Origin of the sequence: Truepera sp. (genome assembly GCA_032027045.1) — a bacterium.
Taxonomy (GTDB): domain Bacteria; phylum Deinococcota; class Deinococci; order Deinococcales; family Trueperaceae; genus JAAYYF01.
In genome coordinates, this window is record JAVSMU010000001.1 from 649,969 (window position 1) to 662,845 (window position 12,877).

Annotated in this window: 15 protein-coding genes; 6 read left to right on the forward strand and 9 right to left on the reverse strand. The window is 67.4% G+C overall.

Annotated features, from left to right (window positions below):
• Positions 1-6 precede the first annotated feature (6 nt).
• Together lptB and ROY82_02890 are read left to right on the forward strand one after the other, a co-directional pair.
• The gene (gene lptB, locus ROY82_02885) at positions 7-822 is read left to right on the forward strand and encodes an LPS export ABC transporter ATP-binding protein (GenBank protein MDT3681413.1); all 816 of its coding nucleotides are present in this window, start codon (positions 7-9) and stop codon (positions 820-822) included.
• A 45-nt stretch (positions 823-867) separates the two neighbouring features.
• A complete protein-coding gene (locus tag ROY82_02890) occupies positions 868-2,703 on the forward strand; it encodes a DUF3084 domain-containing protein (protein MDT3681414.1) in 1,836 nt (611 codons plus the stop codon).
• A 7-nt stretch (positions 2,704-2,710) separates the two neighbouring features.
• Here the strand turns inward: ROY82_02890 and mscL are convergent, their stop codons facing one another.
• A complete protein-coding gene (gene mscL / locus ROY82_02895) occupies positions 2,711-3,136 on the reverse strand; it encodes a large conductance mechanosensitive channel protein MscL (GenBank protein ID MDT3681415.1) in 426 nt (141 codons plus the stop codon).
• Positions 3,137-3,211: 75 nt separating this feature from the next.
• Here mscL and ROY82_02900 point away from each other — a divergent pair, with 75 nt between their 5' ends.
• A complete protein-coding gene (locus ROY82_02900) occupies positions 3,212-3,616 on the forward strand; it encodes a response regulator (protein ID MDT3681416.1) in 405 nt (134 codons plus the stop codon).
• On the opposite strand, the gene ROY82_02905 is transcribed toward ROY82_02900, so the two are convergent.
• Positions 3,596-4,477 carry a TrmH family RNA methyltransferase gene (locus ROY82_02905; protein ID MDT3681417.1) on the reverse strand — a complete coding sequence of 294 codons (882 nt, stop codon included), beginning with the start codon at positions 4,475-4,477 and terminating at the stop codon, positions 3,596-3,598. The two genes, ROY82_02900 and ROY82_02905, sit on opposite strands and share 21 nt — an antisense overlap.
• A gap of 40 nt (positions 4,478-4,517) precedes the next feature.
• Between ROY82_02905 and ROY82_02910 the strand changes: the two genes are divergently transcribed.
• Entirely contained in the window at positions 4,518-5,381 is an 864-nt protein-coding gene (locus tag ROY82_02910; protein ID MDT3681418.1) for a sulfurtransferase, read from the forward strand.
• Positions 5,382-5,509: 128 nt separating this feature from the next.
• Positions 5,510-6,436 carry a GGDEF domain-containing protein gene (locus ROY82_02915; GenBank protein ID MDT3681419.1) on the forward strand — a complete coding sequence of 309 codons (927 nt, stop codon included), beginning with the start codon at positions 5,510-5,512 and terminating at the stop codon, positions 6,434-6,436.
• 84 nt (positions 6,437-6,520) lie between these two features.
• Here the strand turns inward: ROY82_02915 and ROY82_02920 are convergent, their stop codons facing one another.
• From ROY82_02920 to ROY82_02935, 4 genes are all read right to left on the reverse strand, one after another.
• Positions 6,521-7,282: a TerC family protein gene (locus ROY82_02920; protein ID MDT3681420.1), complete on the reverse strand. Its 762-nt coding sequence runs from the start codon at positions 7,280-7,282 to the stop codon at positions 6,521-6,523.
• Between the two features lie 90 nt (positions 7,283-7,372).
• Entirely contained in the window at positions 7,373-8,314 is a 942-nt protein-coding gene (locus ROY82_02925) for an ABC transporter permease (GenBank protein MDT3681421.1), read from the reverse strand.
• Between the two features lie 8 nt (positions 8,315-8,322).
• Positions 8,323-9,234, reverse strand: a complete 912-nt coding sequence (locus ROY82_02930) for an ABC transporter ATP-binding protein (GenBank protein ID MDT3681422.1) — start codon at positions 9,232-9,234, stop codon at positions 8,323-8,325.
• Entirely contained in the window at positions 9,231-10,235 is a 1,005-nt protein-coding gene (locus ROY82_02935) for an NAD(P)H-dependent glycerol-3-phosphate dehydrogenase (GenBank protein MDT3681423.1), read from the reverse strand. Before ROY82_02935 ends, ROY82_02930 begins: the two co-directional genes overlap by 4 nt.
• A gap of 87 nt (positions 10,236-10,322) precedes the next feature.
• Between ROY82_02935 and ROY82_02940 the strand changes: the two genes are divergently transcribed.
• Positions 10,323-10,649 (forward strand): FmdB family transcriptional regulator, encoded by a 327-nt coding sequence (locus tag ROY82_02940; protein ID MDT3681424.1) that lies wholly within the window; start codon positions 10,323-10,325, stop codon positions 10,647-10,649.
• Between the two features lie 12 nt (positions 10,650-10,661).
• Here ROY82_02940 and ROY82_02945 read toward each other — a convergent pair whose 3' ends face one another.
• Genes ROY82_02945 through ROY82_02955 form a run of 3 tightly spaced genes read right to left on the reverse strand, consistent with a single transcriptional unit; the run spans position 10,662 to position 12,861 of the window.
• Entirely contained in the window at positions 10,662-11,441 is a 780-nt protein-coding gene (locus ROY82_02945) for a glutaminyl-peptide cyclotransferase (GenBank protein ID MDT3681425.1), read from the reverse strand.
• Positions 11,438-12,103 carry a dTMP kinase gene (gene tmk, locus ROY82_02950; protein MDT3681426.1) on the reverse strand — a complete coding sequence of 222 codons (666 nt, stop codon included), beginning with the start codon at positions 12,101-12,103 and terminating at the stop codon, positions 11,438-11,440. The genes ROY82_02945 and tmk overlap by 4 nt, the downstream gene beginning before the upstream one ends.
• Positions 12,103-12,861, reverse strand: coding sequence for a Nif3-like dinuclear metal center hexameric protein (locus ROY82_02955; GenBank protein ID MDT3681427.1), 759 nt, complete (start codon positions 12,859-12,861; stop codon positions 12,103-12,105). The genes tmk and ROY82_02955 overlap by 1 nt, the downstream gene beginning before the upstream one ends.
• Positions 12,862-12,877 lie beyond the last annotated feature (16 nt).

Consider the following 12,877-nt stretch of genomic DNA (forward strand, 5'->3'; position numbering starts at 1 on the left):
TCCGATATGCAGGCCATGAACAGCGTCCCCAACGGCGTCAAGGCGGGGCCAAACGGGGTGGTCGCGGGGCCCGGCGGGGCCGAGGCGGGGCCCATTGGCGTCGAATTGAGGGCGAGCGGCCTCGTGAAGCGCTACGGGCGCCGCAAGGTCGTCGACCGCGTGGACCTGGTGCTGCGGCGCGGCGAGATAGTGGCGCTTTTGGGTCCCAACGGCGCGGGGAAGACCACCAGCTTCTACATGGTCGTCGGCTTCGTGAGGCCGAACGCGGGGCGCATCGTGCTCGGCGGCCAGGACATCACCGGTTGGCCCATGCACCGCCGGGCGCGCATCGGACTGGGTTACCTGGCGCAAGAACCGAGCGCCTTCAGGCGCCTGAGCGTCGAGGACAACCTCCTCGCCATCCTCGAGTTCCAGGGCTTGACGCGTGAGGAACAGAACGTGCGCGCGCAGGCGCTGCTCGAGGAGTTTCATATCGGACACCTCGCCAAGAGCCGCGCCGATACGCTCTCCGGCGGCGAGCGGCGCCGGCTCGAGATCGCGCGTAGCCTGACCGTGGACCCGGACTTCCTCCTACTCGACGAGCCTTTCACGGGCGTCGACCCCAAGTCCATCCGCGAGATCCAGACCATAGTCCGGGACTTGCGAGACCGGCGCGGCCTGGGCGTCCTCCTTACCGACCACAGCGTGCGCGAGACGCTCGCGATCGCGGACCGCGTTGTGCTCATGTTCGACGGGCGGGTGAGGTTCGATGGCACGCCGGCGGATTTCGCGGCCGACCCCGACGTGCGCACCTACTACCTGGGCAACGAGTTCCAGCTTTAGGGCCCCGATGAGCATGGCCAAGTCCACTCCCGATAGCGCCGAGCAGTGACCCTCATCGCCCTGCTCGTCCTGATGCTGGTGGTACTCGCCGGCATAATCGCCTACCTGGGCGACCGCCTCGGGACCTACGTCGGGCGTCGGCGCCTGAGCCTCTTTGGCGCCAGACCAAGAACGACCGGCCAGATAGTAGGGGTCCTCTCGGGCATCCTCATCATGTTGACCACCATCGGCGTGCTCGCGATCGCGTTCCAGAACGCCACGCGCACGCTGCTGAACGTGCAACGCACCCTCGACGAGCTAAACCGTTTGCAAACTCAGGAGCGGATCCTCAAGCAGAACGTGGCCGACGCCGATCAGCAGCTTGCGGACCTGCGCTCGCAGCTCGATACGGCGCAGGAGACGATAACGACCGCCGAGACGCAGCGAGACGCCGCCGTCGAGGCCCGGGACGCGGCGTTGGCCGAGCGCGAATCGCTGCTTGCCCAGCGGGCGGACCTGGCAGAACAAGTCAAGGCGGCCGAGGCGCGGGTCGCAGAGGCCGACGCCGAGGTCGAGGCCGCCGCACAGAAGTTGGCCGCCACACAGGCTGAACTCGACGACACCACGAAGGCCTTGGGGTCGGCAAGGGGTGACCGCGACCGGGCGCTGGAAGAGGCGACGCAGGCGCGGGCCCTGGCCGACGACGCGCAAGCGGAGGCCGCCTCCTTGGAGCGTGGGTTGGAGGACGCCAGGGCGGAGCTGGACGATGCCAACGCGCAGTTGGCGGACCTACAGAACGCGCTGGTCGACGTGCAGCTGCGCTTGGCCGACGCCGAACAGCGGGTTACCACGGCCAAGGAGGAGTTGGAGACGGCCCAGACCGCCCGCGACCAGGCGCTGGCGGACCGCGATACTGCCCTGGCGGAGCGCGACGCAGCCAAGGCGGACCGCGACGCCGCCACTGCGGCGCGCGATGACGCCCTGCAGCAGCGCGCCGACCTCGCCGTTCGCCTGGACGAGTTGAGCAGCGAGGTGAAAGCGCTCGAGGCCAACGCCGGCGAGCTGCGGCAGCAGGCCCAGGAGTTGCGCGAGGAGAACCGCACCCTGGCCGGCTCCAACGACGTACTGCTGGCGGAGAACGCCCGCATCCAGCTGCAGAACACGTCGCTAACGGAACTCAACGACCGCCTCGAGGGCGAGATCAAGCAGCGTAACGCCACCGTACTGGAACTGCAGGGGACGGTGGGCGACCTGCGCAAAGAGGTGGAGAAGCAGGCCAGCGACTTAGCGGAGCTGCAGCACGAGTTCCAGCGCTTCGAGGGAGGCGAGGTCTACTTCGTCAAGGACCAGCTCATCTACTCCGGCGCCATAAGGGCCCAGGAGCCGGCCGCAATCCGCGAGGAGCTGGCCGCGTTCATCAACGAGGCGACGGCCTTCGTCGCCCGCCGCGGAGTCGAGCGGTTGCGTGTGACTACCGAGCAGTTCAACGTGTTGGTCGACGTGATTGGGCAGACGCCCGGCTCCGACCTCGTGCGGTTCATCTCGCCCAGCAACCAGATCAGCTCCACGATCGACGTGCTGGTCGAGGCCATAGAGAACACCGAACTGTTCGGCCGGGGGCAACTCATCGTGAGCCACGGCCTGCACCTGGGGTCCACGGCGCTGCCCGCCAGTCAGGACGAGATCCGCGCCTCGATAACGCAGCTCAAAGCCGAGGCGACCCGCAAGTTACGTCGCGCCGGGCTCGACGACGGTCAGCTGCCCGATTTCGGCCCCGTGACCGAAGAGATGTTCACGAACCTCTTGTTGCGTCTGTCGGGGCCGGTCACCATCGGTCTGGTCGCCACAGAGGACGTGTGGCGCGCCGGCCCCGCCAAGCTCGAACTCATGATCCTCTACTGACCGCCCGTCACTTCTCCTTCAGCGCGTCACGGATCTCGGTGAGGAGCTTGACCTCTGCCGTGGGGGCGGCCGGCGCGGCTGGGGGTGCGGGCTTCTCGAAGCGCTTCTTCATGTCGTTGAACGCCTTGACGATGAAGAAGAGGACCAGTGCGATCAGTAGGAAGTTGATGACCGTGTTGAGGAAGGCACCGTACTGAATGACCGGTGCCCCGGCCGCCACGGCCTCGGCAACGCTCGCGTACTGATCGCGGCCGCTCAGGATTATCCCCAAGTTGCTGAAGTCGACGCCGCCCAGGATGAGGCCTATCACCGGCATGACTACCTGGTTCACCAAGGAAGTGGTGATCGCGCCGAACGCCCCGCCGATGATGACGGCCACGGCCAGGTCCAGCACGTTTCCTCGGTTGATGAAATCGCGGAACTCCTTGATCATGTGTCCTCCCGGTTGTTCTTAGCGCGAGTCTACTTGTTCAAAGCGCATGGCCCGTCAATCAACTAAGCTTGTGGCGTGAGCCAAGCCAAAGAACCGACGATAGTCCTGGTCGCCGACGACATCGAGGGGCAGCGCCGTGTTCTCGAGATGCTCCTCAGCGTGGACGGTTATGAGGTCGTGACCGTCGATGACGGCAAGGAAGCCTTGGAGTACCTCAAGGAGAACACGCCCGACATCGCCATCCTCGACGTGAAGATGCCTCACCTCAGCGGCATTGAGGTTTGCGACCGGATGAAGCGGACCCCACGGCTGCGGGACGTGCCGGTGATCGTCCTCACGGCCCTGCGCGACGACCATACTCTCGGCCAGGCGCGGCTGGCGCTTGCCGACAGGATCATCTACAAGCCCCTGGAGGGCAAGGATTTCAGGGCCACCGTGCGCGAGTTGCTGGCGAGCGGCTCAGCCGAACCGTTGCCGTAGAGCCTCGTAAAGCAGCACCGCCCCGGCCACCGAGACGTTCAGGCTGTCGGCCACCGAGCCCCGCATCGGGATGGCCACGAGGGCATCGGCCTGGCATAGCCACCAGTCGCTCAGGCCGGCGTGCTCGCGGCCCACGACGAGGGCCACGCCGCCCTTCAGGTCGCACTGCCAGTGCGTGAGGTCGGCGTGCGGCGTGGCTGCCACGAGCCGTAAGTCGGCGGCCCGCAACCTCGCGACCACCTCGGCCGGAGTGCCCACGCCGATAGGTAGCGCGAACGAGCTACCCATGGCCGCCCTGATGACGTTGGGGCTCTCGAGGTCCACGCCGCGTGTCGGCTCCCGGTGCGCCTCGCGGACCTCCTCGAAGTCAGCCTCACGGTCGCCGGGTCCGGGGCCCGGGTCCGGACACATGAACACCGCGTCGACGCCGACCGCGTCGGCGCTACGCAGCAGGGCGCCGACGTTGCCAGGCTTCTCCAGGCCGACCAACACCAGGGCCAGCGCGCCTGGCGGGAGGGCTACGTCTTCGGGAGCCAAGCGTCTCGAGCGGGCAACCAGTAGAACGCCGTCCGGGTGTTCCCTGAGGCTTACCCGCTCGAAGGCCTGCGTGCTGAAGGTCACGAGCTCAGCCCCCGCTGCCTCGGCGGCTCCCTGCCAAGCGTCGCTGCCTTCACCCTCTCGTAACAGGCCCGGGGCCACCACGACGAGTCTGGCGCCAACTCCTGCGCTCAGCGCCCGGCGGGCCTCCCTGGCTCCCTCCACGATGTAGTTCCCACTGCTCTCGCGGGTGCGGCGCTGCCTGAGGCCGACGAGCTCCTTGACCAGGGGGTTGGCGGTACTCTCCACGTGCCTGACGGCCATGGCGGCATCATAAGCGGCGGTGAGGGTTAGACTCACCCGCATGACGCCGAACCCCCTCATCTCGGCCGAGGAGCTACTGGACCGACTGGCGGCACCGGAAGGCGCCGCCGACTTGCGCGTGATCGACGCGCGCTTCGAGCTGAGTGACCCGAGCTACGGCAAGGCCGTGTATTCGCGAGGCACCGTGCCCGGAGCCGTGCATCTCGATCTCGACGAGGACATGGCCGGCCCCGTGAGGCGCCACGGCGGTCGCCATCCGCTGCCGGACATGAACGAGTTCGTCCGGAAGCTGGGGGCACTCGGAGTCGGAGACCGGCACCAGGTCGTGGTGTTCGATGACTCCGGCAGCATGTACGCGGCGAGGGCGTGGTGGTTGCTGAGGTACGCGGGGCACGAGCAAGTGCGGTTCCTCGACGGCGGACTGGCTGCCTACCTTTCCGCGGGCGGTTCGCTGTCCACGGACCCACCGGGGCACGCAGCGACCAGGTTCACATTGCGGCTGCGCCCGGAGATGGCGGTGGACGCGGAGTTCGTATCCGGGGCCCTTACGCAAGAACGCGTGCTGCTACTCGATGCCCGGGCGCCTGAACGGTACCGCGGCGAGGTGGAGCCGCTGGATCCCAAGGCGGGGCACATCCCCGGCGCGATAGATCGCTATTACCTCGACAACTTGCAGGGCGGACGCCTCGCCGAACCGGCCGCGCTACACGCCAGGCTGGCGCCGGCCGCGGCGGCGGAGACCGTTGTCGCGTATTGCGGGTCGGGAGTCAGTGCCGCTCATCTGATACTGGCGCTCGAACTGGCAGGTTATCCTGGCGCCAAACTCTACGCTGGTTCGTGGAGCGATTGGGCATCGCGCGATCTGCCCGTGGCGGTGGGTGACGAAGAGGCGAGCGCCGGGTGACGTCCTGGCGACCGCCGCGTGAAGGCGCGCGTACCGCCTGAAGCCTTCTGGGGCCAAGTGCCATCTTGGGTACCTCGGATCCGCTTGCGCGCCGCCAAGGCGCGCAGGTGATTATCATGAGAGGCGCAATGGAGAGCAGTGTGGAACGCCCCCTGCAGGTTCCGGCAGCCCAGTTGTGGCGCGGGTACTTCGACGCCGCGCCGCACGGCATGGTGCTGTTCAAGGCGCTGCGCGGCGAGGGCGGCAGGCTGGACGACTTCCAGTGGTGCGACCTGAACGGGAGCGCTGTCGGTGCCCTCAACGTCGACCCCAGCGCGTTGATCGGAAACACAGCGCGCTCGGTTGCGCCCGAGGCGTTCGACCCACGGGTCTACCGGCGCCTCGTCACTGCCCACGTGACCAGGCGGGTGCAGGAGTTCGAGCAGGTCTTCCCGGGCGCGGCCGACGAGGCGATCGAGGCCGGGGGCCGCGACCCGCAGTCCGTGCTGACCTGGTACGCCGTGACCGTCGTCCCACTCGAGGACGACTTCCTGGTGGTGCAGTTCCGCAGCATCACGCACTACAAGTCCGTGTTGCGGCAGGCGGTGGAACTCCTCAACCGTGACGACCTGACAGGCCTGGCCAACCGGCGCCACCTCAAGACCCGTTTCTGGGTGTTGCGCCGCCGTGACGTGCCCATGGCGCTCCTCTACTTCGACCTCAACGGCTTCAAGGCCGTGAACGACACCTACGGCCACGAGGTAGGCGACCAGGTCTTGAGCATCATCGGCCAACGCCTGACGTCGAAGGTGCGGCCCGACGAGATGGTGGCGAGGCTAGGGGGCGACGAGTTCGCGGTGCTGCTGGGCGGGGGAGACCTCAACGCGGTCGACCGCGTCACGAGTCGCCTCATCGAGGCCGTGGAGGAACCCATCCACCTCGAGACCGGCTCCGTGCGCCTCTCCGCCAGCGTCGGCGCCGCCCTTTACCCCGATGACGCCGAGTCGTTCGAGGCCCTCGTCAGCCGGGCCGACGGGCGGATGTACGAGCAGAAGCGGCTTCGCAGCCAACGCTAGATTGCTGCGTGGCGACCCCTTGGCCGCCGGGTGGCTGAGCTTCGTCGGCCTCGATGGTCGTCGAAACCTGTCAGTTACGCCGCTTCACGGCCTAGCGTCGGGCGCCTTGGGCCCACGCTCGTAAAGCACCACCGGCTCGCGCACTGCGCGCGCCCGCAGGTTGAACAGCTCGACCATGATGCTGAAGCCCATGGCGAAGTAGACGTACCCCTTGGGCACGTGCTGGCCGAGGCCATCGGCGACCAGCGTCACCCCGATCAACAGGAGGAACGACAGGGCGAGCATCTTCACGGTCGGATGCCGCTCCACGAAGCCGGCCACGCTGTTCGCCGACAGCATCATCAGGCCGACCGCGATGACTACTGCGGCGATCATGACCGCCAGGTGGTCGGCCATCCCGACCGCCGTGATCACCGAGTCCAACGAGAAGACCACGTCTAGCAACACGATCTGCGTGATCACGGAAGCGAAGGACGCCGCTCCCACCTTGGCGTCGCCGCCTGCGGCTTGCGGACCCTCCAGACGCTCGTGAACCTCCTGAGTCGCCTTATAGATGAGGAACACCCCGCCGATCAGGAAGACCAGGTCCCGACCGCTGATCTCGAGGCCGAAGACCTCGACGAGCGTGGCGGTCAGGCCCGTGAGGAGGGTGATGGTGAAGAGCAGGCCTACGCGCGTGAACATGGCGAGCGCCAGGCCGAGCGTCCGTGCTCGCCTCTGTTGCTCCGCGGGCAGCCTCGCCGACAGGATCGAGATGAAGACGATGTTGTCGATACCGAGGACGATCTCGAGGACGGTAAGTGATGCCAGGGCCACCCAGGCCTCTGGACTTGTGATCCATTCCACGCCCCCGATTGTCAGGGGTAAGCGACCCCGAGCACAAGCCCGCAGGCGTCAGCAGAAGTCCGGCATGGCGGGCTGGGGAGACCACGCAGGTCAGTCGACGTCGCGCCTCAGGAACCACCAGTACAGGATCACGCCGAACAGGACCGAGTAACCCGCCATCACGAGCGCCGAGTGGCCCAAGCTCAGACCAGTGCCCAGCATGCTGTTCAGTGGGCCCAGATCGGACAGGTCGCCCTGACCCACCACCTGTCCTAGCCACGTGCCGGCCGGCCTGCGCCCCGGCGCGTAGAGGTTCGCCGTGAAGAAGTACTTGGGGAGGGCTTGCCACACCTGCTGCAGGTGCAGGGCCTGGAACAAGGCGTTGATGCGGTTGAGGGGCTGCAACTGCGAGATCGTGTTGATGACGGCGTAGATGGCCTCCAGCAGGCTGGGCAGGAACAGCACCATCACCACCCCGAGCACGCCGGACCTGACCAGCGTGATGAACAAGAACGCGAGGAGCACGGGCGCGAGCAACTGCGCCGCCTGCAGGGCGTATAGACCGACGAGGGGAAGCCAGTCGCCTCCGAACTCGGTTGGGAGGAAGGTGGTGCCGAGCGCCCCGAAGAGGAAGCCAGAGACCCCGGCGCCGGCCATGAGGACGGCAAGGGCACCCAGCGCGACGACAACTTTGCCGGTCATTACGGCCCACCGCGAGGGCTGCAACACCAGCACGGTCTTCCACATGTTCTGCGACCGCTCGTCGCCTATCAGCAGTGCGGCGATGAGCGTGACCGCCACGATGTAAAGCGTCGGGCTGGTGTAGGCGGGCCCCGTGAGCGCCAACCGGGCCAGGCCGATGGGCGAGGCGAAGGCCTGTAACGCCTGATCGATGGTGCCCGCCTCGTTGGCGAACGACCCGGACAGGTTCGCGAACAGCACCCGTGCCACGATGAGCGCCAGGACGGGCAGCAACACCCAGAAGAGCACCGCCAGCACGTACAACCGACGCTTGCGGAGCACCTTGAAGGTCTCGGCGCGGATGACGTTCATCACCTGACTCACGACGGCCGCCCCTTCGTGTTCACGAGCCTCAGGTAAGCGGCCTCGAGGTTGTCGCCGTGCTCCGCGGCGGACAGCACCTTGACCCCCCTGTTGCTCAGGTCCATGAGCAGGTCCTCGGCGCGCTCTTTGGGCACCTCGACGTCTGCGCCGTCCGTTCCGTGTCGGCTGAACTCGTAACCGAGGTCTTCGAGGGCCCGGAGCAGGGCCGCCTGGTCCGACGCCCGCAAGGAGTAGCGCAGCTGGCGACCGTCCATCCGGTTCAGGAGTTCCGACAGCGTGCCGTCGAACCCCAGCACGCCCTTGTCGATGGCGAGGACGCGGTCCACCAGTTTCTCGACCTCCGCGAGGATGTGGCTCGACACGAGCACGGTGACCCCACCTGCGGCAACGGACCTCAAGGACTCGCGGAACTCCGCGATGCCGGTGGGGTCGAGCCCGTTGGTGGGTTCGTCGAGCAGCAGCACCTCCGGCCGCGAAAGCAGGGCGCGCGCCAGCGCGAGCCGCTGCCGCATGCCTTGTGAGTAGGCCTTCACCTTCTTGCCGGCGGCGTCTTGCATGTGCACGAAGGCGAGCACCTCGTCCACGCGCGCGCGGGGCACGTCGCCGTGGATGAGTGCCGCGTGACGGAGGTTGTTGCGGCCGCTGAGGTAAGGGTAGAAGCTGGGCTCCTCGATCATGGTGCCCACGCGCCTCAGGTTGGGTCCAGGTACGCCCTCACCCAGGACCTGACAACTGCCCCCACTGGGGCGCACCAGGCCCGCCAGCATCCGCAGCGTGGTCGTCTTCCCGGCGCCGTTCGGGCCGAGGAAGCCGACGATCTCGCCGTGCTCGATCTCGAAGCTGACGTGTGACACCGCCTCGGCGCTGCCGTAGCGCTTCGTGAGGTCGGTGGCGGAGATAGCGATCATTCGGCCTTCTCCGCCCGGGTCATCAGGCTCTCTATCGCGTCCTCCGGGTTCTTGCCCTCGAAGACTACACGGTACACCTCGTTGCTGATGGGGAGCTCGACTTCGGCCGCGGCCTTGCTCTCGTGGATCGCCTGCACTGTGGGTATGCCCTCCGCCGTCAGGCCGCTCGCCTCGAGTTCGGCCAGCGTGGCGCCGCGGGCCAGGCGAGCGCCCGCGCGGTGGTTGCGCGACGTCTCGCCCGCGCAGGTGGCCACGAGGTCGCCGACCCCGGCGAGGCCGTAGAACGTGCTCGTGTGACCTCCAAGGCGTGTTCCCAGGCGCACCATCTCCGCCAGCCCGCGCGTGATGATCGAGGCCTTGGTGTTGTCGCCCAGACCGAGGCCGTCGCTGACGCCACAGGCCAGCGCGATGACGTTCTTGAGGGCGCCCGCGATCTCGACGCCGGCGACGTCCGCGCTCGTATACACCCTGAAAGTGGGTTGTTGCAGGAGCCGTTGCACGTTCCGCGCAAGCCGGACGTCACTGCTGGCCACGGTGGTCGCGGCGGGTTTGCCCTCCGCGATCTCGGCTGCAAGGTTCGGCCCCGAGAGGGCGGCAAGTGGCGTGCTGGGCAGAAACTCGGCCGCGACCTCCGTCAGCCGTTTGAACGTGGCGATCTCGAGCCCCTTCGAACAACTGACGACTGCGGCTGCGGCGCCTGCCCCGCGCATGCGGTCGCACACGCTCCTGAAGGCGCGAGACGGCACCGCCAGGAAGGTGACGGGTTGATCGGCGAGTGCCGCGACGAGGTCCGCCGTGGCCGTAACGCCCGGACCCACTTCGACGCCGGGAAGGTACTCGTCGTTGCGCCCGGTGCCGTTGATGACGTCGGCGAGGCCCTGGCGGTTTGCCCACAGGGTCACGCGGTGGCCGTTCCGGGCGAACAAGGAGGCGAGGACGGTGCCCCACGCACCGGCCCCCAGGACCGTTAGAGGAGGTTGAGCGGATGCTGCGCAAGACATGTGCTCAGCGTACCAACTGGTGATATGCTCGCGTTTGTTGCCGAAGCGCGGCCCCGTGCGCGGGGCGGCTCGGCCTGCGGAGGAGAAATGCCGATCTACCTTTACCGGAACCTTGCTACGGGCGACACGTTCGAGTACGAGCAGAAGATTACGGAACCGGCGTTCACCAAGCACCCGGAGACCGGCGAACCCGTCAAGCGTCTGATCCAACCCGTCGGAATCGTGTTCAAAGGTTCGGGCTTCTACGTCAACGATACCCGCAAGAGCGATAAGGCCGTGCACAAGGCCAAGGCCACCGATACAGACGGGAAGCCCACTGCGAAGGGCGACGCAGCGCCGGCCGGCAGTGGCAGCGCTCCGACGAGTGCGCCCAGCACGACGAGCGCGGCCGGAACCGCGACTGACGGCGCCTGATTCATCGGCCCGTCATTTCTTGACGAAGCGGACCTCGAAGAGCACCGGCCAGAGCTTGCCGGTGAGCAGGAAGTTCTGGCTCCCGGGCTCGTAAGCTATGCCGTTGAGCACGGCGGAACGGCCTACCACGCCCGCCAGCCGCCTTAGCGGCGAGGCGTCGATGAGCGCCGTGACGGTGCCCGACGTCGGGTCGATCTCGAGCACCTCGTCCGTTGCCCAGACGTTGGCGTAGACCGCTCCGCCAACGCACTCCAGTTCGTTGAGCCGGGGGACCCGCTTGCCGTCGAGCTTCACCTCCACTGCGCCGATCACCTCGAAGCTGACGGGATCACGCTGCGTTAGTTCGGCGCTGCCGTCGCTCATCCAGAGCGCCCGCCCGTCATAGCAGAGGCCCCAACCCTCGCCTTCGTAGGCGGTCTCCCCGGTCGGCTCGAAGGTCTCAAGGTCGTAACGCAACAGTAGTTGGTTCTGCCAGGTGAGCTGGAGAAGCTCGTCTCCGACCAACGCCAGGCCCTCCCCGAAGACGTCATTGGCTAAGTCCCGTTGTCGGACCACCTCGCCCTCCAACGTCGTCTGCCGCAGGCTGGAGCGGCCCAGCAGGCCGGTACTCTCGTAGAGGTACCCGTCGTGCCACAAGAGGCCCTGGGTGAAGGCCTGGTCGTCGTGCCGGTGCTGGGCGACGACCTCAACGCCGAGGCGCTCGGCGGTTTGGCCACCGCAGCCGGAGAGCAGGAGCGCGCAGGCCGCGAGGAGAGCGCAGGCCGGCGCTAGTGGCGCGCGTGCCCTCCTCACTCGATGACCTCTTTGCGTGTGAAAAGCGGAGCGACCGCCCGCCAGACGGCGTCCGCCAGGCTTTCCGGGGCGGTGTCGGCGTCGATTCGCACCCACCTACCGCCGGACTGGGCCTGGGACTGCGCGACGAACCCCTCGCGCACGCGGTGGTGGAAGTCGAGCCCCGCCGCTTCGAGGCGGTCGTGTACCGCCCGCCCCGACGCACGCGCAAGCCCGAGGCCGGGATCGATGTCGAGCAGGACCGTGAGGTCCGGAGTGAGCCCGTCCGCCACGCGCCGGTTGAGGCTCTCCACGAGCTGCAGGTCGAGGCCCCGGCCGTAGCCCTGGTAGGCCACCGAGGCGGCGGTGAAGCGGTCGCAGACGACGTCCTTGCCGGCCGCCAGGGCCGGCGCTATCACGTCTCTCACGTGTTGCGCCCGCGCAGCCGAGTAGAGGAGGAACTCCGCCAACGCGTCGACCTTCAGCCGTGGATCGAGAACGACTTCACGGACGGCCTCGCCAAGGGGGGTGCCACCCGGCTCACGGGTGAAGAGGGGTTCGATACCTGCGGCAAGCAGCCTTTCCTTCAGGAGTAGGAGCTGTGAGGACTTGCCGGCGCCCTCGGGGCCCTCGAACACCACGAAGCGGCCGCGGGCTTCCGGGGCCGGCCGGGCCGGGGGCATCAGAGGCCGGTGGGCAGCAAGATGAACTCGACCTCGAGGCCGAAGCGTTCCTTGAGCTGCCGCCCCAGCAAGTTGACGCCGACGGTCTCGGTCATGTAGTGACCCCCGAACATGCCGTTGATGCCCCGCTCGAAGGCGTGATAGAAGACCTCGTGCCGCGGCTCTCCCGTGAGGAACGCATCGAGGCCCTCTTCTGCGGCGGCCACGAGGTCCCAAGCGGCGCCGCCCGACACGATGCCCAAGCTGGCCACGGGATCGGGGCCACCGGCGTGGACGAGCACCTGTTCGCCGAGCTTCGCCTCGATCTCCTCGGCAAGCGCGCGCAGGGACTTGGGCTCGGCGAACTCGCCCTTCACGCCGATGGCCAACCCTCGGTGGAGGCCGAATGGCTGCAACTCTTGCATCTCGAGTTCGCGCGCCAGTCCCCAGTTGTTGCCCACCTCCCGGTGCGCGTCTAGCGGGAGGTGACTGGCGTACAGGTTGATGTCGTGGTCGAGCAGGAACTTGACGCGCGCCCGGTGCATGCCGGTGATCGCCTCGGGACGGCCCCAGAAGAGTCCGTGGTGGACGATGAGCATGTCGGCACCTTTGGTAGCGGCCTGCTCGAAGGTGTTCATGGCGGCGTCGACCGCCAAAGCGACCTTGGTCACCTCCGAGGAGCCCTCCACTTGGAGGCCGTTGAGGCTGGCGTCGGCGGCAGCGAAGCCGCTGGTGTCTAGGTACTCGTCGAGCCAGGCAACTAGTTCGTCACGGTTCATGCGGCAAGCCTAACGC

Coding starts and splice junctions, on each gene's coding strand:
- ROY82_02915 (MDT3681419.1), top strand. CDS start 5,510: ATGGAGAGCAGTGTGGAACGCCCCCTGCAGGTTCCGGCAGCCCAGTTG.
- ROY82_02935 (MDT3681423.1), bottom strand. CDS start 10,235: ATGTCTTGCGCAGCATCCGCTCAACCTCCTCTAACGGTCCTGGGGGCC.
- ROY82_02940 (MDT3681424.1), top strand. CDS start 10,323: ATGCCGATCTACCTTTACCGGAACCTTGCTACGGGCGACACGTTCGAG.
- tmk (MDT3681426.1), bottom strand. CDS start 12,103: ATGCCCCCGGCCCGGCCGGCCCCGGAAGCCCGCGGCCGCTTCGTGGTG.
- ROY82_02925 (MDT3681421.1), bottom strand. CDS start 8,314: ATGAACGTCATCCGCGCCGAGACCTTCAAGGTGCTCCGCAAGCGTCGG.
- lptB (MDT3681413.1), top strand. CDS start 7: ATGCAGGCCATGAACAGCGTCCCCAACGGCGTCAAGGCGGGGCCAAAC.
- ROY82_02930 (MDT3681422.1), bottom strand. CDS start 9,234: ATGATCGCTATCTCCGCCACCGACCTCACGAAGCGCTACGGCAGCGCC.
- ROY82_02905 (MDT3681417.1), bottom strand. CDS start 4,477: ATGGCCGTCAGGCACGTGGAGAGTACCGCCAACCCCCTGGTCAAGGAG.
- mscL (MDT3681415.1), bottom strand. CDS start 3,136: ATGATCAAGGAGTTCCGCGATTTCATCAACCGAGGAAACGTGCTGGAC.
- ROY82_02955 (MDT3681427.1), bottom strand. CDS start 12,861: ATGAACCGTGACGAACTAGTTGCCTGGCTCGACGAGTACCTAGACACC.
- ROY82_02910 (MDT3681418.1), top strand. CDS start 4,518: ATGACGCCGAACCCCCTCATCTCGGCCGAGGAGCTACTGGACCGACTG.